Annotated in this window: 25 protein-coding genes; 17 read left to right on the top strand and 8 right to left on the bottom strand. The window is 68.1% G+C overall.

The window, feature by feature from the left end; genetic code table 11:
- Nucleotides 1-17 precede the first annotated feature (17 nt).
- Both ACQP1O_RS14030 and ACQP1O_RS14025 read right to left on the bottom strand, forming a co-directional pair.
- Nucleotides 18-1052, bottom strand: a complete 1035-nt coding sequence (locus ACQP1O_RS14030; RefSeq protein ID WP_433566236.1) for a phosphotransferase family protein — start codon at nucleotides 1050-1052, stop codon at nucleotides 18-20.
- A gap of 15 nt (nucleotides 1053-1067) precedes the next feature.
- Complete coding sequence (locus tag ACQP1O_RS14025; protein WP_433566235.1) at nucleotides 1068-1892, bottom strand: SDR family oxidoreductase; 825 nt, start codon at nucleotides 1890-1892, stop codon at nucleotides 1068-1070.
- Nucleotides 1893-2031: 139 nt separating this feature from the next.
- Between ACQP1O_RS14025 and ACQP1O_RS14020 the strand changes: the two genes are divergently transcribed.
- On the top strand, nucleotides 2032-2964 hold the full coding sequence (locus ACQP1O_RS14020) for an alpha/beta fold hydrolase (RefSeq protein WP_433566234.1): 933 nt from the start codon (nucleotides 2032-2034) through the stop codon (nucleotides 2962-2964).
- Between the two features lie 3 nt (nucleotides 2965-2967).
- Here ACQP1O_RS14020 and ACQP1O_RS14015 read toward each other — a convergent pair whose 3' ends face one another.
- Together ACQP1O_RS14015 and ACQP1O_RS14010 are read right to left on the bottom strand one after the other, a co-directional pair.
- A complete protein-coding gene (locus tag ACQP1O_RS14015) occupies nucleotides 2968-3594 on the bottom strand; it encodes a TetR/AcrR family transcriptional regulator (protein ID WP_433566233.1) in 627 nt (208 codons plus the stop codon).
- Between the two features lie 99 nt (nucleotides 3595-3693).
- A complete protein-coding gene (locus ACQP1O_RS14010) occupies nucleotides 3694-4260 on the bottom strand; it encodes a PadR family transcriptional regulator (RefSeq protein ID WP_433566232.1) in 567 nt (188 codons plus the stop codon).
- Between the two features lie 121 nt (nucleotides 4261-4381).
- Between ACQP1O_RS14010 and ACQP1O_RS14005 the strand changes: the two genes are divergently transcribed.
- The 7 genes from ACQP1O_RS14005 (at nucleotide 4382) to ACQP1O_RS13975 (ending at nucleotide 11391) form a co-directional block, all read left to right on the top strand.
- On the top strand, nucleotides 4382-5869 hold the full coding sequence (locus ACQP1O_RS14005) for a phytoene desaturase family protein (protein ID WP_433566231.1): 1488 nt from the start codon (nucleotides 4382-4384) through the stop codon (nucleotides 5867-5869).
- A gap of 12 nt (nucleotides 5870-5881) precedes the next feature.
- The gene (locus ACQP1O_RS14000; RefSeq protein ID WP_433566230.1) at nucleotides 5882-7018 is read left to right on the top strand and encodes a 2Fe-2S iron-sulfur cluster-binding protein; all 1137 of its coding nucleotides are present in this window, start codon (nucleotides 5882-5884) and stop codon (nucleotides 7016-7018) included.
- A gap of 306 nt (nucleotides 7019-7324) precedes the next feature.
- Nucleotides 7325-7723, top strand: coding sequence for a hypothetical protein (locus ACQP1O_RS13995; protein ID WP_433566229.1), 399 nt, complete (start codon nucleotides 7325-7327; stop codon nucleotides 7721-7723).
- A gap of 131 nt (nucleotides 7724-7854) precedes the next feature.
- The gene (locus ACQP1O_RS13990) at nucleotides 7855-9291 is read left to right on the top strand and encodes a hypothetical protein (RefSeq protein ID WP_433566228.1); all 1437 of its coding nucleotides are present in this window, start codon (nucleotides 7855-7857) and stop codon (nucleotides 9289-9291) included.
- Nucleotides 9288-9695, top strand: coding sequence for a FixH family protein (locus tag ACQP1O_RS13985; RefSeq protein WP_433566227.1), 408 nt, complete (start codon nucleotides 9288-9290; stop codon nucleotides 9693-9695). Before ACQP1O_RS13990 ends, ACQP1O_RS13985 begins: the two co-directional genes overlap by 4 nt.
- Before the next feature lie 29 nt (nucleotides 9696-9724).
- Nucleotides 9725-10846, top strand: coding sequence for a hypothetical protein (locus ACQP1O_RS13980; protein ID WP_433566226.1), 1122 nt, complete (start codon nucleotides 9725-9727; stop codon nucleotides 10844-10846).
- A complete protein-coding gene (locus ACQP1O_RS13975; RefSeq protein ID WP_364624540.1) occupies nucleotides 10843-11391 on the top strand; it encodes a hypothetical protein in 549 nt (182 codons plus the stop codon). The genes ACQP1O_RS13980 and ACQP1O_RS13975 overlap by 4 nt, the downstream gene beginning before the upstream one ends.
- A gap of 3 nt (nucleotides 11392-11394) precedes the next feature.
- Here the strand turns inward: ACQP1O_RS13975 and ACQP1O_RS13970 are convergent, their stop codons facing one another.
- Complete coding sequence (locus ACQP1O_RS13970; RefSeq protein ID WP_433567678.1) at nucleotides 11395-11880, bottom strand: carboxymuconolactone decarboxylase family protein; 486 nt, start codon at nucleotides 11878-11880, stop codon at nucleotides 11395-11397.
- Between the two features lie 168 nt (nucleotides 11881-12048).
- On the opposite strand from ACQP1O_RS13970, the gene ACQP1O_RS13965 reads away from it, so the two are divergent.
- Nucleotides 12049-12879 carry a phosphotransferase gene (locus tag ACQP1O_RS13965; protein WP_433567677.1) on the top strand — a complete coding sequence of 277 codons (831 nt, stop codon included), beginning with the start codon at nucleotides 12049-12051 and terminating at the stop codon, nucleotides 12877-12879.
- Between the two features lie 622 nt (nucleotides 12880-13501).
- On the opposite strand, the gene ACQP1O_RS13960 is transcribed toward ACQP1O_RS13965, so the two are convergent.
- A complete protein-coding gene (locus tag ACQP1O_RS13960; protein WP_433566225.1) occupies nucleotides 13502-14146 on the bottom strand; it encodes an SRPBCC family protein in 645 nt (214 codons plus the stop codon).
- Between the two features lie 134 nt (nucleotides 14147-14280).
- Nucleotides 14281-15120, bottom strand: a complete 840-nt coding sequence (locus tag ACQP1O_RS13955) for a carbon-nitrogen hydrolase family protein (RefSeq protein ID WP_433566224.1) — start codon at nucleotides 15118-15120, stop codon at nucleotides 14281-14283.
- Between the two features lie 397 nt (nucleotides 15121-15517).
- On the opposite strand from ACQP1O_RS13955, the gene ACQP1O_RS13950 reads away from it, so the two are divergent.
- The 3 genes from ACQP1O_RS13950 to ACQP1O_RS13940 all read left to right on the top strand — a co-directional run bounded on the left by ACQP1O_RS13950 (nucleotide 15518) and on the right by ACQP1O_RS13940 (nucleotide 18884).
- Nucleotides 15518-16405 carry an AurF N-oxygenase family protein gene (locus ACQP1O_RS13950; protein WP_433566223.1) on the top strand — a complete coding sequence of 296 codons (888 nt, stop codon included), beginning with the start codon at nucleotides 15518-15520 and terminating at the stop codon, nucleotides 16403-16405.
- 16 nt (nucleotides 16406-16421) lie between these two features.
- A complete protein-coding gene (locus tag ACQP1O_RS13945) occupies nucleotides 16422-17825 on the top strand; it encodes an FAD-dependent oxidoreductase (RefSeq protein ID WP_433566222.1) in 1404 nt (467 codons plus the stop codon).
- Nucleotides 17826-17996: 171 nt separating this feature from the next.
- Nucleotides 17997-18884 (top strand): methyltransferase domain-containing protein, encoded by an 888-nt coding sequence (locus ACQP1O_RS13940; RefSeq protein WP_433566221.1) that lies wholly within the window; start codon nucleotides 17997-17999, stop codon nucleotides 18882-18884.
- Nucleotides 18885-18962: 78 nt separating this feature from the next.
- On the opposite strand, the gene ACQP1O_RS13935 is transcribed toward ACQP1O_RS13940, so the two are convergent.
- Complete coding sequence (locus ACQP1O_RS13935; protein ID WP_433566220.1) at nucleotides 18963-19505, bottom strand: AAA family ATPase; 543 nt, start codon at nucleotides 19503-19505, stop codon at nucleotides 18963-18965.
- 174 nt (nucleotides 19506-19679) lie between these two features.
- Here ACQP1O_RS13935 and ACQP1O_RS13930 point away from each other — a divergent pair, with 174 nt between their 5' ends.
- The 5 genes from ACQP1O_RS13930 (at nucleotide 19680) to ACQP1O_RS13910 (ending at nucleotide 24291) form a co-directional block, all read left to right on the top strand.
- Entirely contained in the window at nucleotides 19680-19889 is a 210-nt protein-coding gene (locus ACQP1O_RS13930; protein ID WP_433566219.1) for a hypothetical protein, read from the top strand.
- Between the two features lie 162 nt (nucleotides 19890-20051).
- Nucleotides 20052-21419, top strand: coding sequence for a glutamine synthetase family protein (locus ACQP1O_RS13925; RefSeq protein ID WP_433566218.1), 1368 nt, complete (start codon nucleotides 20052-20054; stop codon nucleotides 21417-21419).
- Nucleotides 21400-22143: a gamma-glutamyl-gamma-aminobutyrate hydrolase family protein gene (locus ACQP1O_RS13920; RefSeq protein ID WP_433566217.1), complete on the top strand. Its 744-nt coding sequence runs from the start codon at nucleotides 21400-21402 to the stop codon at nucleotides 22141-22143. Before ACQP1O_RS13925 ends, ACQP1O_RS13920 begins: the two co-directional genes overlap by 20 nt.
- Nucleotides 22140-23501 (top strand): aldehyde dehydrogenase family protein, encoded by a 1362-nt coding sequence (locus tag ACQP1O_RS13915; protein WP_433566216.1) that lies wholly within the window; start codon nucleotides 22140-22142, stop codon nucleotides 23499-23501. Before ACQP1O_RS13920 ends, ACQP1O_RS13915 begins: the two co-directional genes overlap by 4 nt.
- A gap of 10 nt (nucleotides 23502-23511) precedes the next feature.
- Entirely contained in the window at nucleotides 23512-24291 is a 780-nt protein-coding gene (locus ACQP1O_RS13910; protein WP_433567676.1) for a 3-oxoacyl-ACP reductase, read from the top strand.
- Nucleotides 24292-24304 lie beyond the last annotated feature (13 nt).

The raw sequence follows: 24304 nt of genomic DNA, 5'->3' as shown, positions 1-24304 counted from the left end.
CGCTGTGGATTTCGCACCTATGGCGTGCGCAGCGCCGACAATCCAGCGGACAGCAGCGGCTCGACGCCCTCGCCCATGTGCTCGAACCCGGGTCCCACGGTCTGGCCGTGAATGTGTCGGAAATGGATGCCCTCGCTGATCACAGCGAGCTTGAACGACGCCAGCGCGATATAGAACCCGATCTCGGACACATCGCGCCCGGTGCGCATCGAATATCGTTCCAGCACTTCGGATTCGGCCGGATAGCCGGGTGCGAGCGCGACATCGCTGACCCCGGCCATGGCGGTATCGCTCATCCGCTGATAGACCAGCAGCAGGCCGATATCGGTGAGCGGATCGCCGAGTGTGGCCATCTCCCAGTCGATCACGGCCGCGACCCGGTCCTCGGCGTCGACGAGCACATTGTCGAGCCGGTAGTCGCCGTGCACGATGCCCGTTGCCGATTGCGCGGGCAGGTTCTTCGCCAGCAGATCGTGCAGTTCGACGGCGGCGGGCAGGTCCCGGCTGTAGGAGGCGTCGAGCTGCTTCTTCCAGCGCCGCACCTGCCGCTCCAGGAATCCGTCCGGCCGCCCGAAGTCCGCCAGCCCGACCGCGCCCGGGTCGACGGTGTGCAGCGCGGCCAGCGTGTCGATGAGGCCGGTGGCGATGACCCGGGTCCGGTCGGCGCCGAGCGGCACCAGTTCGGCCGCGGTCCGGTAGGGCGTGCCGACGATCCGTTCCATGACATAGAAAGGCGCACCGACGATGTCGTCGTCCTGACACAGCGCGTAGGTGGCGGGCACCGGCACGCCGTTGTCCGCGAGCGCGGTGATCACCCGGTACTCGCGGGCCATGTCGTGCGCGGTGGCGAGCACGTGCCCCAGCGGCGGACGCCGCAGGATCCACGCCGACTCGCCGTCGCTGATCTCATAGGTGAGATTGGACTTCCCGCCCGCGATCAACCGGCCGCGCAGCGGACCGGCCACCAGGCCCGGCCGAGTGTCGGCCAGCCACACCGCGAGTCGTTCGAGATCCAGGCCGGGTAGTTCGCCGGGCCGCTGATCGTCGCTCATGTGTCTCCCCGATGCTCAGTGGCCGTCGCCGCTGTCGAGCAGCCGCGCCTGATAGTGCCGCATGCCCGACAGCCATCGGTCGTAGTCCGCGCCCTTGCGACGGTACATGTCGAGCACCTCCGGGTGGGGCAGGATGAGGAACCGCTCGTCGTCCAGCGCGGCCATGACCAGCTCGGCCACCGTGTCGGGGGTAAGCACCGCACCGGCCGAGGTGACCGCCCGGGTGGCGGCCATGCCGATGGCGTCCCCCGAGTTCTCCCCCGCCCGCAGCAGCGGCGTCTCCACGCCCATCGGGCACAGGCAGCTGACCCGGACGCCCTGGTCGCCGTAGGTGACCGACAGCCATTCGGCGAACCCCACGGCCGCGTGCTTGGTGACCGAGTATGCGGCCGAGCCGATCTGGGTCAGCAGGCCCGCCGCCGACGCCGTGCTGACGAAGTAGCCCTCGCCGCGTTCCACCCAGCCGGGGACCAGCAGCCGCGCCGCGCGGATGTGGGCGTTCAGGTTGACGTCGAGGGTGGTCTCCCAGTCCTTCTCGTCGCCGAGTCCGACCGGCCCGATCACGCCCGCATTGGCGAAATACAGGTCGACCGGCCCGAATTCGGTCTCGGTGCGGGCGATGAGCTCCTCGATACGGGCGGTGTCGGATACATCGGCCCCGACCGCCACGGCCGTGCCGGGGAACTCCGCGTTCAGCGTCGCCGCGACCGCCGCGGCAGCCTCGCCGTTCAGGTCGGCGACGACGACCCGCGCCCCGGCCCGCACCAGCCGGGCTGCGATGGCGGCACCGATGCCGCCACCGCCTCCGGTGACAATGGCGTTCCTACCCGCGACCTGCACGTGTGCTCCCTACGACCCGTGCCGGCACCCGACCCGGGTGGATCGGAGGCGCCGGCTGATGGAATATGAAACCTACGTCGGATTCAAGTTCATGACACGTCCGGCGTCAACCGGCCCGGCGGCGAGAGGTGAACAACCGATGCAGACAGCACATCTGGTGGACGAGTGGAAACGGCTGGGCAGCGCGCAGGTGGCGGCCAATGGCATCGGGCTGCGGGTGGTCGAGCACGGCGCAGGGGCGCCGGTGGTGTTCTGCCACGGGTTCCCGGAGCTCGGATTCTCGTGGCGACATCAGGTTTTCGCGCTGGCCGAGGCCGGGTTCCGGACGCTCACCCCGGATATGCGCGGCTACGGTGGCAGCTCGCGGCCCGAGCGGGTCGAGGAGTACGACATGCTCACCGTGTGCGGGGATCTGGCGGGGCTGCTCGACGCGTATGGACTGGAGGACGCCATCTTCGTGGGCCATGACTGGGGCGCGTCGGTGGTGTGGCACATGGCCCGGGAGTATCCGGAGCGGGTGCGGGCGGTGGCGGGGCTGAGCGTGCCGGCGACCCCGCGGTCGTCCGGGCCGCCGCTGTCGATCATGCGGGCGCGGCTGGGTGCGGACTTCTACATGGTGTGGTTCCAGGAACCCGGGGTCGCCGACGCGGTCCTGGCCGCGGACCCGCGGCGCACGCTACTGCAGGACGACATCATGAGCGCCGCCACGTTCCTGGACACCAGCACACCCGAGCCGCCGCTGCCGGAGTGGCTCAGCGAACCCGAATTCGAGTACTACGTCGAGACTTTCACCGCCACCGGATTCACCGGCGGGCTCAACTACTACCGGAACCTCGATCGCACCTGGGAGCGGACCGCGCATCTGGAGGGCGTGAAGATCGCCCAGCCGTCGCTGTTCATCGCCGGATCCACCGATCCGGTCATCCGGTTCACACCCATGCAGAAGATGTCGGCGCTGCTCAGCGATCTGCGCGGCACGGTCGTCCTCGAGGGTGCGGGGCACTGGATTCAGCAGGAACGGCCCGCCGAGGTCAATGCCGCGCTGATCGACTTCGCGCGCGGGGTGGGCTGAGCGCTACTCGGCCCGCAACTGCAGCGCGTTCACCCACAGCTGGGTCAGCGTCGTCACCAGCTTCTCGAACGGAATCCGTTGCTTCTGAACGTAAACCATGTACGCCATGCGGCTCACCATGGCCGAGAGCGCGTGCGCGGTGATCATCGGATCCAGGTCGGCGCTGGCCTGCCCGGACTCCTGCAGCCCGCGGATCATCCGGGCATTGCGCTGCGCGAACGCCTTGCCGCGCTCGACGCGCAGGCGGCGGAAGTTCTCGTCGATGTGGGCGACCTGCTCGAACAGCGCCATCAGCCGGGCATTGCGCTTGTAGGACAGCAGGTAGTCGCGATTGGCGGCCTCGATGAGCGCGCGGGTGTCGGTGATCCCGCTGCGCTCACGCACGTGCGGGTGCAGCATCTCCTCCGAGACCTGTTCGACCAGGGCCGCGAAGATCTCGTCCTTGCTGTCGAAGTAGGTGTAGAAGGAGCCCGACGCCATGCCGGCGGTCTTGGAGATGTCGGCGATCTTGGCGTCGAGGTAGCCGTCGCGTTCGAAGACCTCACGCGCGGCGGCGATGAGGGCGCCGCGTGTGCGCTGACCGCGCCGGGTGGGCGGGGCGGTACGGCGGGATTCACCCTCGCCTGTCATCGATTCGGACGCCAACGCTGATCACTACCTGTCGTTTCGCGGACAACTTTCCAGGCGGACACCGTATCAACCGGCACGGCCCCGACGGCGGGTGACCGGTTACCCCGAGTGTGCGGCGATGCGCCGGTCGATGACCGGCAGCGCGAACTCGGCCCAGCGAATGTTCTCCTGCTCGAAGGCGATTCCGCGCAGCAGGCTCAGGTACGGGCCGATGCGGTCGACCTCGGCGAGGTAGGCCTGCTCGCTGCGCCCGTCCAGCAGGCGGCCGCGCAGCCGTTCGTAGCGGGCCAGTTTCGCCTTCGACCACTCCAGTTTCTCGGCGACGGCCGCCCGCACCGCGGGGGCGTCCTCGGCCTCCATGGCCTGGACCTTCACCATCATCTCGTCGCGGATGGCGGTGGGCTTGGAGGGCTCGGCGATGAAGGCGTGCAGCGCCGCCCGCCCGGCCGGGGTGATGGAGTGCAGGCGCTTGTTGGGACGGCGCTCCTGCTCGACGACACGGGTCTCGATGAGACCCTCGGCGGCCATGCGCTCGAGCTCCTTGTAGAGCTGCTGCGGGGTGGCCAGCCAGAAGTTGGCGACCGAGGCGTCGAAGCCCTTGGCCAGGTCGTAGCCCGATGCCTCCCCCTCCAGCAGGGTGGCCAGAACCGCGTTGCGTAGCGCCATCCGCCCAGGTTACCACCATCGGCGATTATTCAATTTCTTGTCTGGTTCCCCGTAGACATGCGGCTATATGGCCACTACCGTGTGACATACCTACTCAATTAGTTGACTATTGGAGGTGGGCATGCACGACTACGACGCCATTGTCATCGGCGCGGGCAATGCCGGACTGACCGCCGCGGCCACGCTGCAGCGCGCGGGGGCGCGGACGCTGTTGGTGGAGCGGCACAATGTGCCCGGCGGCTGCGGAACCTCGTTCCGGCGCGGGCGATTCGAGTTCGAGGTGGCGCTTCATCAGCTCTCCGGGGTGGGTGTGGAAGGACAGCCGATCTCCTTGCGCGAGGGGTTGTTCCAGCAGCTGGGGATCGCGGATCGGCTGGAGTTCGTGCAGGAGCACGATCTGTACCGGGTGGTCGTCCCCGGCCGGCTGGATGTGACGATTCCGGCCGACTGGGATGCGGCGATCGACGTCCTCGATGCCGAGTTCCCGGGCAGCCGGGATCGGGTGGCGCGGTTCTTCGAGCTGATCAAGCAGGTGACGTTCTGGCAGATCGCGGCCATGCGCGGGATGCCCGCCGAGCAGATCGACCCGGTGCTGTTCCGGTACGGGCTACGGCCGCTGCAGCAGGTACTCGACGAATACTTCGACGATGACCGGATCAAGGTCGCGCTCGCCATGTACTGGACCTATCTCGGCCAGCCGCCGTCCAAGCTGCGGTTCCAGGATCTGGCGCTGACCCTGTTCGCCTACTTCGAGTTCAAGCCCTGGCATGTGCGTGGCGGGTCGCAGGCCATGTCGGCGGCGATACTCGACTCGTTCCTGCGAGCGGGCGGGCAGGTGCGGTTCAACACCGCGGTCGAGGCGATTCTCACCGCGGGCGGGCGGGTGCTGGGAGTGCGGTTCGAGGACGGGGCCGAGGTGACCGCGCCCGAGGTGGTGTCGAATGCCTCGCTGCCCACCACCTACGCCATGCTGGACGGGATCGCGATGCCGGCGGCGGTGCGAAACGATCTGGCCACCAGGCGGATCGGGGTGTCCGGGTTCGTGCTGCACATGGGCCTGGACGCGACGCCCGCGGAGCTGGGCTTCACCACCAGCACGACGTTCGTCAACCGGGACACCGACGACGATCGCACCTACCAGGCGTGGAAGTCGTTCGAGCCGGCGCGCGGAATCTGCGTCAGCTCCTACGACGTCGCGCCCATCGGGTTCGCACCGGCGGGGACCACCCATGTCAGCCTGATGACGCTGCAGTACGCCGACATCTGGAAGAACGTGGCGCCGGCGGAGTACGCGCGCACCAAGTTCGCCTTCGCCGAGACGCTGCTGGATCTGTGCGAGGCGGTGACGCCGGGCATCCGCGACGCCATCGAAGAGGTCGATGTGGCAACGCCTTTGACCATGATGCGGTATCTGGGTCATCCGGGCGGGTCCATCTACGGCTACGACCAGGACGCCACCGAGGGCTGGCTGTTCCGCAACAGCGAACGCGAAACCCATGTCCCCGGACTGCATGTCGCCGGGTCCTGGTCCGGCATGGGCGGATTCCAACCCACACTCGAGGGCGGGGCCCGCGTCGCGCGTCGCCTGCTGCGCACCCAGGCCGCCTGAACGGAGCACAACGTGAAACGACACCCACTGGCCACCCGATTCGACGGCGCGGCAGGCATTCTCGACGAGATCGAGGCCCGACTGCCCGAAACCCGCGACCACAGTGCGGAAGCCCGCGCCACCGTGGACGCCCATCACCCCAAGCGGCTGCTGCTGCGGGTGGACGCCGTGCTCGAAGAAACCGTGTCCGCCAAGACATTCCGTCTGCGCGGCCGCGACGGCGCGATGCTGCCGCCGTTCCTGGCGGGCCAGTACGTGAACGTCTTCTTCGACGGCACCAGCCGCCCGTTCGCCATCTCCTCCAGCCCCGCGGAGCTCGGCTTCTACGACCTGACGGTGCGGCGGGTGCCGGGCGGCCGGATCAGCAATCTGCTCCTCGACACCGTCGAGGCGGGTCAGGTACTCACCACCACCGGTCCGATGGGGACCTTCCACCACAATCCGCTCTTCCACGGCGACCGCGTGGTGTTCCTGGCGGGCGGCTCGGGAGTCGCACCGGCCATGAGCATGATCCGCGAGCTCACCGACCGCGGGCCGGTCCGCGAATTCCATCTGATCTATGGTTCGCGGGACGCCTCCGACATCCTGTTCCGCGAGGAACTCGACACCTTCGCCACCCACCCCGGCATCACCGTCGACCACGTCATCGCCGACCCCGCCCCCGACTGGACGGGCCGCACCGGATTCCTGTCCGCCGACACCATTTCCGACCTGACCGGCCCCCTCGGCAACCGCATGGTCTACGTCTGCGGCCCCCAGGCCCTCTACCCCTACGCCCTGGAGCAGCTCACCGCCCTGGGTCACCCCCGCAAGCGAATCCGCTTCGAAGCCAACGGCGCTCCCGCCGACCCGACCGCCCAGCCGCACTGGCCCACCACCGCCGATCCCACCGAGGAGGTCACGGTCACCGTCCGCGACACCACCTTCCGCACCCCACGCAACCGCCCTCTCCTCGACGCCCTCGAAGACAACGGCATCCGCCCCGAAGCCGCCTGCCGCTCCGGCGAATGCAGCCTCTGCCGAATCCGCGTCCTGAAGGGCGAAGTCCACACCGCCGCCGAAGCCAAACTCCGCCTCTCCGACCCCGCCACCGGCTACACCCACTCCTGCGTCGCCTACCCCCTCACCGACGTCGAACTCGACCTATGACCCTTCCATAACAGCCGAGAGCCTCAGGAAAAGGATTCACACTCACGGGATCCTTCCCAGCGGGTGCCGAAGTCACCGAGGGACGTGCTGCCCCCACACCGGCCGCGGGCTGCGACCTGTGCACTCGACCTCCGACTCTCTGCCCCACCACCCAGAACCTCGTCCCCGGAAACAGGTTCACACTCACGGGATCCTTCCCGGCGGGTGCCGAAGTCACCGAGGGCCGTGCAACGCCCACACCCGCCGCGGACTGCGACCTGTGCACCTGGTCGGGGCGCTTCGGCGCGGGCGGTGGAGACTGAGGCGGTGCAGGATGCCGGGCTGGTGGTTGTGGTGGACGCGGCCAACGTGGTGGGTTCGCGGCCGGATGGGTGGTGGCGGGATCGGGCTGGAGCGGCGCGGCGGTTGCTCGGGGAGCTGGGTCCGCTGCGGGCGCGGCTGCCCGAGGTGACGGACGTGGTCGTGGTGCTCGAAGGGGCCGCCAAGGCCGCTGCCGGCAGCGCGGGGGCCGAACTGCGGGTGGTGCTCGCGGACGGTTCAGGGGACGACGCGATCGTCGAGGTGGTCGCTGCCGAGACCGGAAAGGCCGGGGCCCGGGCGGGTTCGGTGCTCGTGGTGACGGCCGATCGTGGTTTGCGGGCTCGGGTCGAGGCGCTCGGCGCGACGACGGCCGGGCCCAGCTGGCTCCGCAACGCCTTGGCCTAGCCGGAAGAACGACTCGCGCCACGGGGCAACCGGTCCCAGCGGAGCCGGGGACCCTACCCTGATCGCACCCTGAGGACACATCCCCCGCGGGTGGGATTTCCGGGCGGCGGTTTTTCGGTAGCTTCGGAACAGTGCAGCCGCCGTTGATCGTTCGCCTGCGCGGCGCATGCCTGGTGGTGGGCGTGCTCTGCGCGTTCCTGCTGGGTTGGGATTTCGCGTCCGCGCCCGACGCCCGGGCCGATGGCGCGGCGAGCGGGGGTGATCTGACGGTGGCGCAATCGCTGGGGGCGCGCGAGCTCACGGTGGTGATCCGGCGGGCCGAGCCGGGACCGCTGCGTGTCGAGGTAGTGAGCCATGCGGGCTCGGCGGCCGGGGTGCTGACGGTCAGCGCCGCGCCGGTCGATCAGGGTGGCGAGACCTCCTCGGGCACGGTCGAACTCGCGGATCGTCCGGGACTGTATGCCACGACGCTGCGGGTGGACCATGCCGGTCCGTGGGAGCTGTCGGTCTCGGACGGCGAACGGACCGCCCGGATTCCGTTCCTCGTCGCCGCGCGCGTGGTGACGCCGTGGGAGCGGGCAGCTTACGGCGGCTTCTTCGCGGCGGGTGGGCTGCTACTGCTCGCGCTGGGCACCGCCCTCCTGTCGAAAAGAGGCTGGCCGACACTGATTCCGGTGGGCGCGCTCATTGCCGCGCTGACCGTCGGGACCACGGGAGCGGTGCTGTCCTCGAGTGCGCCGCAGCCGCGGCCGGCGGGCAGCCTGCTCGATCCCACGTCCGGCAATGTCGGCAATCCGTTCCCCGAACGCGATCTGCCCCTGACCACGAATTATTCACGGCCACCGGTGAATCTGACCGTGCGCGCGCAGCCGGCGGCGGCAGGGCAACCGACGGAGGTCCAGCTGTCGCTGACCGATTCGGCGACGGGGCGGCCCGTGGACGATCTGCTGGTCACCGATGACGCGCTGCTGCATCTCATGGTGGTCGGGCCGTCCGGGACGTTCTGGCATCGGCATCCGATCCGCACCGCGCCCGGGGAGTACCGGGTCAGCCTGGGGCTCGGGGAATCCGGCGATTACGCGGTCGCGGCGGAGATCGCCCGGCGCGGTGGAGGTGTGCAGTTGCTGCGGTCCGCGCTGCACGTCGGCGGTCGATCCGGTTCCGGCGCGGTCGATCCCGCACCGAACGGGACAACTCTGACGACCACCGAGGCGATCGCGGGCGAACCCGTCACCCTCACCGCGGCCTACGGCGGCGCCGCGGATCTACAGCCCTGGCTGGGGATGATCGGCCATCTCATCGCGGTCGGCCCGCTGCCGGACGGTGTGCCCGCCGGGACGTCCGCGGCGACCGCGCCGATCTGGGCGCATGCGCACGCCATGGCCCCGATGCCCGCCGTCGGCGCCCAGCCGCCGGACGAGACCGTCGCCGCCTACGGCCCGAATGTGGCCTTCACCTTCACTTTTCCGCTGCCCGGCCGATACCTGGTGTGGGCGCAGGCCGAGCGCGGCTATTCCGTCATGACCATTCCGACCACGATCGACGTCCGAGCGGGGGTTCCGCAATGACCAGGCGCACAGGACTGATCGCGGCGATCGTCGTGCTGGTGGCCGTGCTGCTGACCTGGTGGCTGTGGCCGTCCGGCAGCGCGAAACCGGTGCCGCGCAGTGCCGCCGGGCCATACCAGGTGCAGCTGCGCGTCTCCGGCGGATCACCGCACACCGGCGACAACACCGTCGACCTCGACATCACCGACCAGCACGGCACCGCCGCCACCCCGGATCGCGTCTCGGTGGAGCCCGCCATGCCGCAGATGGGCCACGCGCTCCCGCCGAGCACGGCCGCGGTCGTCACGCCCGGGCACTACCGGGCGACCGTGACGCTGCCCATGCCGGGGCAGTGGGAGATCGCCGTCAAACTGTCCGGCGCACCGGGATCCGGCAGTGCCACCTTCTCCGTCCAGGCCAACTGAATCGAAGGAAAGAGGATCAGGAGCAGACCATGGACCTCACCGCCAACGGTCGCGGGCTCACCGCCGAGGCGACCGCACCGATCACCATCCGCCCCTGGCTACCGGCGGCAATCCTGTTCGCGGCCAGCATGACCTTCGCCGTCGGATCGACCTGGGACATCCAGTGGCACTCCGATGTCGGGCCCGACACCTTCTTCACGCTGCCGCACCTGTTCATCTACGCCAGTGCGGCGATCGCCGGATTCACCGGTCTCACGGTCATTCTCGTCACCTCGGCCGCGGGCCGGGCGGGGCGGAGGGTGGACGGTGAGCTCGGCGGGCCCGGTATCAGTGTGTTCGGGCGGACGTTCACCGCACCGCTCGGGTACATGGTCGCGGCGCTGGGTGCGGCGTCGTTCCTGCTGTACGGACTGTGGGATCTGTGGTGGCACAGTCTCTACGGGTTCGACGCGATCATCGACTCGCCACCGCACATCGGGCTGTTCCTGTCCAGCACGGTGATCTCGGTGGGCACGGTGATCGTGTTCGGGGCGGCGCGGGCCCATCGGTGGGGGCGGATCGGCGCGCTGTTCGCGCTGGCGCACCTGGCGACCTCGAGCACCGTCACCGCGCTGGCGGTGCAGCGGCTGAGTACCGGGACCGTGCGGTGGACGGTCGCGGTCACCGCGTTCATGGTGATTCTGCTGATGGTCGTGGGTGCGGGATTCCAACGGTGGGGCGCGACCATCACCGCCGTGTTCTCCTCGGCCATCCAGGGCGTGTTCTGGTGGTTCGCGCCGTGGGCGGCGCGCGCCTACGCCGATTTCGTGGGATTGCCCATGCGCGAACACATCCGGGGCATTCCGGCGACCCCGGCGCTCATTCCGTTCTGCCTGATCCCGGTGGGCATCGTGATCGATCTGCTGCTGCGGCGCACCGACAGCCCGGCGCGCCTGCTGCCCGCGCTGGCCGGTGGGCTCGGCGGGGCGATCATCGGCGGGTTCAATCCCGTGCAGCAGGCGATCATCTACGACGCCCGCCTCTCGCACGCCTCCGTCATCATCGCCACCACGGTCGCGGCCGCGCTGCTGGGTGCGCTCGGCGGCTACCTGGGCTGGCGCTTCGGCGACATGCTGCGGCTGTCCGCCCCGTCCGAGAAGGTCAGCGCATGATCAACCGTCTACTCGCCACCGCCGCAACGATTCTCGCGATTCTCGGACTGACCGCGGGCACCGCCGCGACGGCGTCGGCGTATCAGCCCGTCAATATCGTGCACACCGAGCACGTGCAGGCCGGGCCGTATTCGCTGACCGTGGGGTTCAGCGAATGGCCTTTGCGCGCAATGCAATCGCTGGACTTCACCTTCATCCCCGACGGGGGCATCGAGGACAAGACCGGCACGCTCACCGAGTACCAGCCCAACGGCAAGGTGCGCCGCGCCGAACCGCTGTCGCGGCACCCCCGCAAGCGCGACGTCTGGGGCCTGGACGTGCGCTCCTTGGATGAGCAGGGCGCGTGGACCTTCCACTTCGTCATCGACGGCCCCCAGGGCCGCGGTGAAGGCGATCTGGCGAACCTCCCGGTTCTCCAGCAGCCCGGTCCCCCGCTCGGTGTGAGCTGGGCCGTCAGCACGATTCCGCTGATCGGCCTGATCGCCTTCCTCGCCTACGCCTGGCGCCGCAGCCGCCGGCCGGTCACAGCCCCGCAGCCCGCCTGACGGTCAGTCGGCGGCCCCGGCGAACATGCCCGGCTCGTAGGACCCACCCTGCTGATGCAGGATGACACCGAGCCGGTTGGCGGCGTTGATCATGGCCACCAACGCCACCAGGGCCGCGGTCTGGTTGTCGTCGTAGTGTTTCCGGACCTGCGCCCAGGTCTCGTCGGAAACCCCGAGGTGGGCATCCGCCAGCCGCGTGCCCTCCTCGGCGAAGGCCAGCGCCGCCTGTTCCGCCTCGCTGAACACCGACGCCTCACGCCAGGTCGCCACCAGATTGATCCGAACCGCCGGCTCCCCCGCGGCCGCCAGCTCCTTGGCGTGCGCATCGGTACAAAAGCCACACCCGTTGATCTGACTGGCCCGCAAGCTCACCAGCTCCTGAATCGTTTTCGGCACCTCCGACTGCGTGATCACCAGGCTGGCATTGGCAAACCGCTTGGCGAAGTTCGCACCCACCTCATTGGTGAACATATCGAGCCGAGCATTCATGGTGTCCATCTCCTTCATCGTCAGTGGGACGACCATGAGGTGCCGGCGGCCCCGGATTTGTGACATCCGACCGCTATGACGCAGAACACATGCCCGGTTGCCGCAGACGACCGGCCCAATCGCGCACTCTGCGGCGGCGAGCAGCCTCCCGCCAATCTCGCCGTGGTAGTGCGTATTCGGACCGCGGGGAGCCAGTCGAGTATTCGCCCGTGTCGTACCGTGGGCTGCGTGGGGTTTTCCGACGGATGGGATTGCTACGCCGCGTTGGTCGACGGAGCGTGGGTCGAGAGGCGACCGCGCCGGCCAGAGGTCGCCGGCCAACTCCGGCGTGAAGCCCAGCTGATGCCTTGGCTGGCACCACTGTTGCCCCTGCCGGTGCCGATCCCTCGGGTGGTCTGCGAGACACCGTTGATCGTGCGTCATGCCCTGGTCCCCGGGAGGGCGATCGAGACTGCCGGGACCGGGCACGGGCTCGCGCTGGGAGAGTTTCTTCGCGCCCTGCACGACAGCCCCGCTGCCGAGGCGGTGCGGCACGGACTGCCATCAGCGGCCGAAACCAGGCGCGGCCGGGCTGTGATCATCGACCGTTTCCGAACCGAGGTCGTGCCGTTGATCCCAGCGGCACAACATGGTTCGGCGCTGGCGGTCCTCGATGTCGTAGCGGAATTCCCCGCGGATACGGTCGTCCACGGCGATCTCGGCCCGGAGCATGTCATGGTGGATGGAAACCGTATCGCCGGAGTGATCGACTTCGGCGATGTCCATCTCGGCGACGCGGCGAATGACCTGGCATGGCCACTGTTCGGCGCATCGACAGCCTTCGCCGACGCGGTCGCCGACGCCTACGGCCTCACCGACGACATCCGCCGCCGAGCATCGGTCTGGCATCAACTCGGGCCGTGGCACGAAGTGACCTATGGCTTGGACAGAGGCGATGACGACATCGTCTGCAGCGGATTGACCGGCCTCCTCGACAGGCTGAACCTCACCCACGACTGATCACCTCCAGCACTCGGACCCACGCCTTTCCCGAATACGCCTCGGCCGCAAGAACACTCGATGCTGTCATGGGCAATCGCCTGCCGGCGGACTCCCTCGCGGCCGCGCCGAAGCAGGACATCGTCATATCGGTGGACTCGCTGGAGGAATCTCAGCTGTAGTGCACGTTCAGAACGGTTGGACCGACCAATCATCCGCGCATGGCAGCGCCGCCCCAACGTTGCGGTCAGCGCGACCGGCTTGGCGGACCGGTCGCCGGTGTTCGGCGCCAGCACCAGTCCCGCCCAACACCGGTGCTGTGTCCGGTAACTCGGTTGCCAGACGAGCCGCGCGCAGGGCACACGTGTTGTTCGATGCCTGGCCCGCAAGTGCGGGGACACGGCGACTGGGTGGGCGGCAATTCCGCCCACCCAGTCGCGAGAATCAATCTAGTGGGGCCAGCACGCGGGAGCGGTGCTGTCCATCCAACAGTCCGAGCTTCCTGTGGGTACGAGCAGTGGGCCGAACATCCCTAACGCCATCGAGATGAAATACATGGTTTGGAACCTTTCGCAATATGAATAGAACCGGCACGGTAGTTTGCCGTCGCGTCGGTGTGCAGCCCCGACTCCCAGGGGCGCTTTCAGTGGTGGATCACCTCACCGAGCCGCGGCAGGACGAGTCGCTTCCAGCTGCGCTCCATGGCGTTGCGTGTCATCTTCTGTCGGCGGTCTTCGATGTCGAAACCTGTCTGCGTCAGCAGAAGTCGTGTGCCACGCCCCTGTGGCCGCAGTGTCCAGTCGACAATCCAGCGAGCGGGGTACTCGGCCTGCCGATATATCCAGCTGTAGGTCAACTGCTCGGACGGCCGGGCCGCCAGCACCTCGCAGATGATCTCGTTGGGCGATGAGTCCGGGATGGTGAATCGGAAGTGGGTGCCGGCCGAGGCGGCGAACCCGGTCGGTCGAAGCAGCCACCGCTCCAGCAGATCCGGCTCCGTCAACGCGCGCCATACGGCGTCCGGTGGCTGTCGGAAGAAGCTGCCGAGCTCGACTGCGGCGGGATTCAACTCGACCGATTCGTCAACGCCCATGCTGACGCACGAGGGGACCGTGATTCCCCGCGTTTCCGCGAGCAATTGCTGATCGACGCAACCGATTCCGACCACCGGATTCACCGTTACTGGGCTCTGACAGAACAGTTCTTCGGACCTCGTGTCACCATCGGACGAGCCCACGACTGGCTGTACAACGCGCTGGCTCACTCCACCGACCTCGCCGATGAACAAGCACCCAACCGGCGTTCACTCCCATGAATTCACCACGCCGATCCACGTCGCCGATGCCATGCGTCATACCTGGCTGCGCACTCTCATGCTGTCGACGCGCTGACCGAACCCGGCCGGCGCGGACCCTCGGAAGATCAACGGCGGGCGTCATCTCGGGCGACTGACCGACCGCCGACAGTGCGCGGTAATGCTGGTTGCAGGGCGATGGGTTCGCACGCACTCCGGTCACTGCGGTGGCCGATATCGGTGACGACGAACATCGGTGTCTGTTCGTCGGCCTCTGCCAACAGGATTCCGTGGGTGTCCCACAGAGCGGCGCGGCCGCACCCGGTGACCGGGCCCGCAGGGCCCACGTGGTTGGCAAGAACCACGTAAACGTTCGCACGGTCGGCGATGCCGGGATATATCGACGCACGTTCGGCAATGCCGCAACCGGTGCCGTACAGGGCGCTGGCCAGATGGACGTCACAACCATCGTCGGCGATTCGGCCGACCAAGTCGGGGAAATGGTTGTCGAAGCAGGTGGCAAGGGAGAAACGTAAACCCTGGAGTTCGAAGCGGCCGTCCTTGTCCGCGGAGGCGAAGAACTGCTGCTCTTCCTGAAACAAATGCTGTTTGTGATAGGTGGTGAGCAGATCGCCGGCGGCGCTGTAGACGTAGGTGGCGATTACGGGACGGTGACCGTCGAGGGCGGGGGCCGCGCAGTTCACAACGGTCGCTATCCCGGTGGCGCGCAGCGGATCCAGGCGAGGGTCATCGGCGCGGAGCCACAAGCTCTCATCGGCCGCGATGGCGGCCAGTTCGTACCCGGTCACCCCGAGCTCCGGAAACACCATCAGCTCGGCAGAGTCTGTGCCTGCCCGTTCGGCGAGCCTGACCATTTGTCCGATGTTGGCCCGGACATCGGTAGGTGCGCAAGTGAGCTGTGCCGCAGCGACCCTCATACGCCGCAGACTACGCCGCACATGGTGCACTGAGCCCCGGCCGAATCCAGCCGCTGCTGACCATCATCGATATCCGCGACACCCGCGACACTCTTGACACCCTCGACGACGTCGCCACCCTCACCAACGCCTATACTCCCTGAGCCATCCTCGGCCTGCGCGGTGCGTCACGTCCGCACACGGCTCACCGTGCACGGCCGAGGGAGCCTGATCTCTCCAAAATGATTTGCAGTGTTGGCACTTTCAGCGAATTCCAGGCGCGACGGTCAGCGCGGCGGGATGCGCAGTCGCAGAGCCTCGCCTTTCCGGGCATAGGTCCGCCGACAGCCATCCCTCTTCGCCAGGTCGTCGAGAACCGGCGGAGGAAAAAGGAAGCCCGGCCGCGCGCCAACCAGCGTGAAACATGACCGAGCAGAGGAGTTCAGCAATGGTAGCTACCGAGCAGGATCAGTTCTTCGACACACTGATCCGGTCGGCCCAGCGACTATCGTTCGACCCACGATGTCCAGGGCTGTATGAGCCGGGGCCCGACGCCGATCAGCGCTACGGAATGACCGCGCAGTGGTCGCCGCTGTTCGATACTCCGATCTGGGCGTCGATGTCGGAGCAGCAACGAATCCTGTTGACCCGCTGCGAAGTAGCGCAGTTCCTCGGTATCGCGATCTGGCTCGAAGTCGGACTACAAGTGGCGCTCTTGCGCGCCAATCACGGTGCCGACCCCGCTCGCCCCGACATCGCGTTCCTGCTCAATGAATGCGCCGACGAGAACCTGCATTCGCTGATGTTCATCAAGGGCGTCGACAGCATCGGAGCACACTTCTATCCCCATGACCGGCTGCAGAAACTGCTGGGCCGGCTGTTCGCGATGTTCGCCTGGCACGAGGTCGCCTACGGGATCGTGCTGGCCGGGGAGGAAATCTTCGACGCCATGCAACGCGACTGGATGACAGACACCACGGTCGCCGACGCGATACGCCGTACCTCCTACGTCCACGTCGTCGAGGAATCACGGCACATGGCCTTCGCCCGCCGCCGCATTCGCGACCAACTCACCACCATCTCGCGGCCACGACGGTTCCTGAGCACGATCGCCATCGCCGTCGGAACCCACATCGTCGCCAAGAGCCTGATCAACCGGCGCGTCTACGAAGAACTCGGATTGCGCTGGCCGGAGGTGAAATCCGCGATCGACGCCAACGAGCACCACCGCATGATGTTCCGCTCTGCCACCGCCTCGTTCATCGAGTTCCTCCACCGCGAAGGCCTGCTCAACCGGGTCGCCAGACGTATCTACCGCGCCTCGAACCTCCTCTGACCTCTCGAAAGCGATCATGGCCCACGTCATCCTGGGACACTGCTGCAAGGACGTCTCCTGCCTGAATGCCTGTCCACGCGACTGCATCCGCCCCCGCCCCGGCGACACCGACTTCGCCGCCACGCCGACACTGCACATCGACCCGAACTCCTGCATCGACTGCACCGCCTGCGTCGACGCCTGCCCCACCTCAGCGATCAAACCCGACCACGCCCTCACCGCGACCGAACAACACCACCTCCGCCGCAACAGCGACTACTTCGCAAACACCAGGCCCCGAAGCACATCCGGCCGGCGACCAACAACGCCTCTCCCACGGCCTTCGACCGTCGGTGACCGACGGCCCCGCATCGCAGTCGTCGGCGCCGGCCCCGCCGCCATGTACACCGTTCGGGAGCTGCTGCGACGGTCCAGCTTCGTCGACGTCACCGTCTACGAACGCCACGACCACCTCGGCGGCCTGCTGCGTACGGCCATCGCACCCGACACCGGCCTGCACGAAATGCTGGGCCTGTTCGATGTTCCATTCGGCGACGACCGGGTCAACGTCATCTACAACACCGAGATCGGCCGCGATCTCTCCCTCGAAGCCTTGCGCCGCCGGTTCGACGCGGTGGTCTTCGCCCACGGCGCCTCGATTCCCCGCCCCCTCACCCGATCCGACTCGACAATGCCCGTCGGTGTGTACGACGCACTCGATGTCCTTGCCGGCGTGAACAACCCATCCCCCACCGAGCCGCCGCCCCTCGGGCCGCATTGCCTCATCGTCGGCGCCGGAAACGTCGCCCTCGAGGTGATCAGATACCTCGCCCACCAACACAGCACATCTCCGAGCATCGCCGCACTGACACAGGTGACCGTTCTGTCCCGTGCCCCCGCAGACCGGCCCGCATTTGCCACCTCCGCCATGCAGGACATCCTGGCCCTGCCCAATCTGTCGATACACACGATCAGAACCCTGGAACACGAACCCGGCTCCGCAGCCGACCAACCGCAGAGACCGCCGATGGACCTCCTAGCCGATCCGAACAACCGAGACGACACCCGGCTGCCGGTCGTGTTCTGCTTCGGACAGCAGGTGACGAACATCGAGTCGACGGGCACCGGCGAATTGATCGTGTATACGACCGGCGGGCACACGTTCCTGGCCAGCACGGTGGTTCGTGCCATCGGGTTCCGCACCGCACATATCGACGGACTCCCCGGAACACACAACGGTCCGATCCTCAACCGAAACGGCAGAGTCATTTCTCCGACGACCAGGGATCCTTTGCGCGGCGTGTACGTCGTCGGATGGGCCAAACGTGGTGCACACGGTGGAATCGGCGAGAACCGTGTCTGCGCAGCCGAAACAGTCGAGCAACTCGCGATCGACCTTCATCTGACCCGCCCGACCCACCAGAGGGGCACGGCCAGATGAGCAGGTTCGTCGCAGCGCAACCTCCTCGACCGCTGGACGATTCACCGGCGATCCCAAGCCGCATTTCGCGCTGACCGAACCCGCCGGCGCGGCCCCTCGCAAGATCAACGGGCGGCCGTTGTCTCGTGATCACTGCCGCCTGGGATTTCGGTCGCGCGGCGGGTGGGGCGTGTGGTCCAATCGGGGCGTGATGATGTTTGCGCAGGGTTGGTGGCCGCTGTCTCAGCGGCTGTGAACTGTGCGTTTCGGCCGCCACATCGGGCGGCCACGATTCGTGTTCTGCGGCTTCCTGTTCCGGTCGGTGTGGCTGATTCCAGAGGAAGAGGATTGCGGATGAGTCTTGGGGATGACGCGGGTTTCGGTGATGAGGTAAACGGGTTTCTGATCACCTCGCGGGGGCTGGATGAGTATCGGGCGATGTTCGGTCTCGGGGCAGCGGATCTCGGGGGTCGGATCCTCGATTGCCCTGCCGGGGCGGCGAGCTTCGCCGCCGAGGTGGCGGGGTTCGGGGGTGACGTGACCGCGTGTGACGCGGCGTATTTCGAGTTCGACGGCGGTGAGGTCGGGAAAATGTGCCGGGATCAGACCGATCGTGGCGATCGGTACGTTCGGGCCCAGGTCGGCGATTACTGCTGGACGTTCTTTTCCGATCCCGATGATCACCATCGGCGGCGGCGTTCGGCGGTCGAGCTCTTCGTTGCCGATCGGCAGCGAAATCCGGATCGATATGTTCCTGCGGAGTTGCCTCGACTTCCGTTCCCTGACAATGCCTTCGACTTGGTGCTGAGCTCACATCTGCTCTTCTCCTATGCCGACGGGCTCGGATACGACTTCCACGTACGCGCGATCACCGAGCTGGTCCGGGTCAGCCGCGGCGAAGTGCGAATCTTCCCTGTGGTGCCCACCGGATCGGCACAGCTCTATCCGCGCCTGGATGAGCTGCGCGGCGATCTTCTGGAACTCGGTATCACCAGCGACCTCGTCGGGGTCGAGTACGAATTCCAGAAGGGTTCCGACCGAATGATGGTGTGCCGCAAAGATCCTGGTCGCAGTGAGTGATCGCGCCGAGTCTGGGCGTCGAGGGCGGTGAGGATGTTCGGGCGGGCCTTCCAGAGTTGGGCTTCCCAGCAGCGTTCGTCAGCGGGCCAACGGCCGGGCATGCGCGAGGATCGCATCGACCGTCTCGCCGACGGTGAGGTCGGAGCTGTCGAGCCACAGGCCGAGGGGCGGGGTTTCGGCGCGCAGGACACTGTCCAGGTCGCTCACGGTGAAGGTTCCGTACGCGTTCTTCGGGCGGGCGGCCTCGCGCCGGGCCACCGCGTCCGGGCTCGGCGCGAGCACCACGACGTAGAGCGGATCGGTGCGGATCCGGCCAATCAGGTAGGGCAGCAGGTCGCCGAGCACGACATCCTGCACCACCGCCGTGAACCCCGCCGCCGCGTAGGAGTCGGCCACCTCGGCGGCGAGGCGGTGCCGCAGGCGGAGTTGTTCGAGCGCTTCGGGAGTCGGATCGGGAGTCATGTCCGCACGCCCGCCCACCAGGAACCGCCGGAAGATGTCACCGCGCACATGGGCCGAGCGCGGCAGCCGCTCGGCGAGGGCCTGCGCCACGGTCGATTTCCCGGCGGCCTGAATACCGGTGATCAGATAGACGGCGGCGGATTCGTCAGGACCGGGCATGGTCCGGACGGTAGCCGACGGGCCGCCGCGCCCGCAGCGACATTTCCGCTCCCGGCGAGTCGCCCGACTCTGCGGCCGTGAGTAACGGCGCTGAGTACTTCGGCGGATTCGGCGTGCCGCGTCGGTCAATACTGTTGTGGTGTCGGCATATTCGTGAAGAAAGGCGGCACGGCGATGAACTCTCCGCACTGGCAGGGGGCCGAGGCCTCGCGACGGGCGGTGCAGGCAGCCCAGGAATCGGGACGGCTGGCACGCGGCGGGGGCGGTGGTGGAGCCGGCGGCGGGTGCTTGGCGAGCACGGTCCTCGCACTGCTGATCGTTCTCACCGTCCTGGGTCTCGCCGCGCCGATCGCGTGGCGGATTCTCATCGAAGTCGGCCTCTAGCGCCGGCCGGCGCTTCGCGACGCATCGAGACGTTCGCCCACGCGCCACGGACCTCCAGCTCCGAAGCGGTGCGGACACGCGGGGACCACTTGCCGTATTCGGGCACACACGGAGCCCGGGTTCGCCTAGCGTGAGCGGGGTTGACGTCGAGAGGGGTCAAGAATGCGGGCCGGGATGCTGAGCGTGGCGGAGCTGGTGGCGCGGGTCGAGGCGGGGACGCTGGACACGGTGCTGGTGGCCATGACCGACATGCAGGGGCGATTACAGGGAAAGCGTTGTTCGGCAAGGTATTTCGTGGAGGAGGTGCTGGATCGGGCGACGGAGGCGTGTAACTACCTGCTGGCCGTCGACGTGGAGATGACCACGGTCGAGGGCTACGAGATGTCCTCCTGGGACACCGGCTACGGCGATTTCGTGCTGCGCCCGGACCTGAGCACGCTGCGGCTGGTGCCGTGGTGGCCGGGCACCGCGCTGGTGCTCTGCGACGTCGAGCAGGTGGACCCGCACGGCCGGCCCGGGCAGCCCGTGGCCGCCTCACCCCGGCAGGTGCTGCGCGCCCAGCTGGATCGCCTGGCCGAGCGCGGCCTGTCCGCCTATGTCGGCACGGAACTCGAATTCCTCGTCTTCGACGACACCTACGAGTCCGCCTTCCGCAGCGGCTACCGCGATCTCACCCCCGCCAACCAGTACAACGTCGACTACTCGATGCTCGGCACCGCCCGGATCGAACCACTGCTGCGCCGCATCCGCACCGACATGTCCGGCGCGGGAATGTATGTCGAGTCCGCCAAGGGCGAATGCAATCCCGGCCAGCACGAGATCGCCTTCCGCTACGACGAGGCCCTGGTCACCTGCGACAACCACAGCATCTACAAGACCGGCGCCAAGGAGATCGCCGCCCAGGAGGGCCGCAGCATCACCTTCATGGCGAAATACAATGAGCGGGAAGGCAATTCCTGCCACATCCACCTGAGCCTGCGCAACAGCGCCGGCGAGCCGGTCTTCGCCGACGGCGACGACCCCTCGGCCCTGATGCGCCACTTCATCGCGGGCCAGCTGGACTGCCTGCGCGAACTCACCTATCTGCTGGCCCCGAACATCAACTCCTACAAACGGTTCCAGGCCGGCAGCTTCGCGCCCACCGCCCTGGCCTGGGGCCGCGACAATCGCACCTGCGCCCTGCGCGTCGTCGGCCACGGCCCGTCGCTACGCCTGGAGAACCGCATCCCGGGCGGCGATGTGAACCCGTATCTGGCGGTCGCCGCGGCCATCGCGGCCGGTCTGCACGGCATCGAGCACCAGCTCCCGCTGGAGCCGGAGTTCCACGGCAACGCCTACCGTTCGCACCGTCCGCGTGTTCCGCACACCCTGCGCGAGGCCGCGCAGCTGTTCGGCGACAGCAAGATCGCCCAGAAAGCATTCGGCCCGGAGGTGGTGCGGCACTACCGCAATGCCGCGCAGGTCGAACTGGACGCCTACGACGCGGCGGTGACCGACTGGGAGCGGATCCGTGGCTTCGAACGACTCTGACCCCGGCCGCCGGCCCGTCATCGGCCTGCCCACGTACTCCGAACGCACCCGCTTCGGCCACTGGGACGTCGACGCCGCGGTGCTGGCCCGCACCTACGTCGACCTCACCGAACGCGCGGGCGGCATCCCGATCCTGTTGCCACCCAACGGAACTGCGCGCCCCGAGCTCGTCGACCGCCTCGACGGCCTGGTGCTCACCGGCGGCGCGGACCTCGATCCCGCCCGTTACGGCGCGCCACCGCATCCCGCCACCCGCGGCCTGCGCCCCGACCGCGACGAGTCCGAGTTCGGGCTGTTCGCGCTCACCCGCGCCGCGGGCCTGCCGATCCTGGCCGTCTGCCGCGGACTGCAATTGGTGAACGTCGCCCTGGGCGGCACCCTGCTGCAGCACGTCCCGGATGCCGTCGGGCACACCGACCACTCCCGCTCCCCGGGCGTCTTCACGGTCAACACCGTCACCACCGTCCCCGGCAGCCGCCTCGCCGCCATCGTCGGCCCCGAGGCGAAGGCGCACTGCCACCACCATCAGGCCATCGGCACGCTCGCCCCCGGCCTCACCGCCACCGGGCACACGGCGGACGGCATCATCGAGGCCGCCGAGACCCGCGACGGCCCGTTCCTGCTGGGCGTGCAATGGCATCCCGAGGAGAACCCGACCGACCTCCGTCTCATGCGGGCCCTGGTCGACCACGCGGCACAGTACGGAAAGGAGCGCACCCCGTGACAACCACCGACATCGTCAATCCCGCCACCGAGCAGGTGCTGGCCACCATCGCCGCGGCCGACACGGCCGCCACCGACGCCGCCATCGAACGCGCGCACCGGGCGACGGCGAGCTGGCGCGCCGTCGCCCCCGGCGACCGGGCGCGACTGCTGCGCCGCTTCGCCGAGGCGGTGGACACCGAGATCGAGCAGCTGGCCCGGCTCGAGGTCAGCAATGCGGGCCACACCATCGGCAACGCCCGCTGGGAGGCCGGCAATGTCCGCGACGTGCTGCACTACAGCGCGGGCATGCCGGAACGCCTGCTGGGCAATCAGATTCCGGTCCCCGGCGGCGTGAACATCACCTTCTGCGAGCCGCTGGGCGTGGTCGGCATCATCGTGCCCTGGAACTTCCCCATGCCCATCGCGGCCTGGGGTTTCGGTCCCGCGCTGGCCGCCGGGAACACCGTGGTGCTCAAACCGGCCGAGCTCACCCCGCTCACCGCCATCCGGCTCGGCGAGCTCGCCGTGGAGGCGGGCCTGCCCGAGGACGTCTTCCAGGTGATTCCGGGTCGCGGCGCGGTGGTCGGGACCCGCTTCGTCACCCATCCGGCCGTACGCAAGGTGGTGTTCACCGGTTCCACCGAAGTGGGCAGGCAGATCATGGCCGGCTGCGCCGAGCAGGTGAAGCGGGTGACCCTCGAATTGGGCGGCAAGAGCGCCAATATCGTGTTCGCCGACGCGGACCTCGAGCGCGCCGCCGCCACCGCACCCTACGGCGTCTTCGACAATGCGGGTCAGGACTGCTGCGCCCGCTCCCGGATCCTGGTGCAGCGCAGCGTCTTCGACCGCTTTCTGGAACTGCTCGAACCCGCGGTCCGGGGCGTGCGGGTGGGTGATCCGTCCGACGAGTCGACCGAGATGGGCCCCCTCATCTCCGCCGCCCACCGCGACCGCGTCGCCGGATTCCTCGAACCGTCGACCAAGGTGGCGTTCACCGGCACCCGCCCCGACGGCCCCGGATACTGGTTCGCCCCCACCGTCGTCCTGCCGTCGAGCCCCGAGGACCGGGTGCTCACCGAGGAGGTGTTCGGCCCCGTGGTGGCGGTGGTGCCCTTCGAGGACGAGGCCGACGCCGTGCGCATCGCCAACGACACCGACTACGGCCTGTCCGGCTCCATCTGGACCAGCGATGTCGGGCGGTCGCTGCGGGTGGCCCGCGGGGTCGAGGCCGGGAACCTCTCGGTGAATTCCCATTCCTCCGTGCGCTATTGGACGCCGTTCGGTGGATTCAAGCAGTCCGGGCTGGGCCGCGAACTCGGCCCCGACGCCGCGCGCGCCTTCACCGAGACCAAGAACGTCTTCCTCGCCACCGAGTAACCCGCCCCTCATCGAAGGAGATACGTTGCAGCGCTTACAGGATCGAGTCGCGGTCGTCACCGGCGGCGGCAGCGGCATCGGGCTGGCCACCGTCCGGCGCTTCGCCCAGGAGGGCGCGAAGGTCGTGGTCGCCGATATCGACGCCACCAGCGGCGAGGCCGCCGCGGCCGAGGCCGGCGGGCTCTACATGAAGGTCGACGTCACCGACGAGGAGCAGGTGCGGGCCATGTTCCAGGCCGCCGTCGACACCTACGGCGGCCTCGACATCGCGTTCAACAACGCGGGCATCTCACCGCCGGAGGACGATTCGATCCTCACCACCGGCATCGACGCCTGGAAACGGGTGCAGGAGGTCAATCTGACCTCCGTCTACCTGTGCAGCAAGTACGCCATCGAGCACATGCTCGAACGCGGCCGGGGCTCGGTCATCAATACCGCGTCCTTCGTGGCCGTCATGGGCGCGGCCACCTCCCAGATCTCCTACACCGCCTCCAAGGGCGGCGTGCTGGCCATGAGCCGGGAGCTGGGAGTCCAGTTCGCACGCCAGGGCATTCGCGTGAACGCGCTGTGCCCCGGACCGGTCAACACTCCCCTGCTGCAGGAGCTGTTCGCCAAGGATCCCGAACGCGCCGCACGCCGCCTGGTGCACATTCCCGTCGGCCGGTTCGCCGAGCCGGAGGAGATCGCCGCCGCGGTGGCCTTCCTCGCCAGCGACGATTCCTCCTTCATCACCGCCTCGCAGTTCATGGTCGACGGCGGCATTGCGGGCGCGTACGTGACGCCCCTGTAGCGCAACGGTTTTC

The organism is Nocardia sp. CA-151230 (genome assembly GCF_050942175.1).
Classification (GTDB): domain Bacteria; phylum Actinomycetota; class Actinomycetes; order Mycobacteriales; family Mycobacteriaceae; genus Nocardia.
Note: the sequence above shows the minus strand (reverse complement) of the source record. Positions and strands in the feature narration are given on the sequence as shown.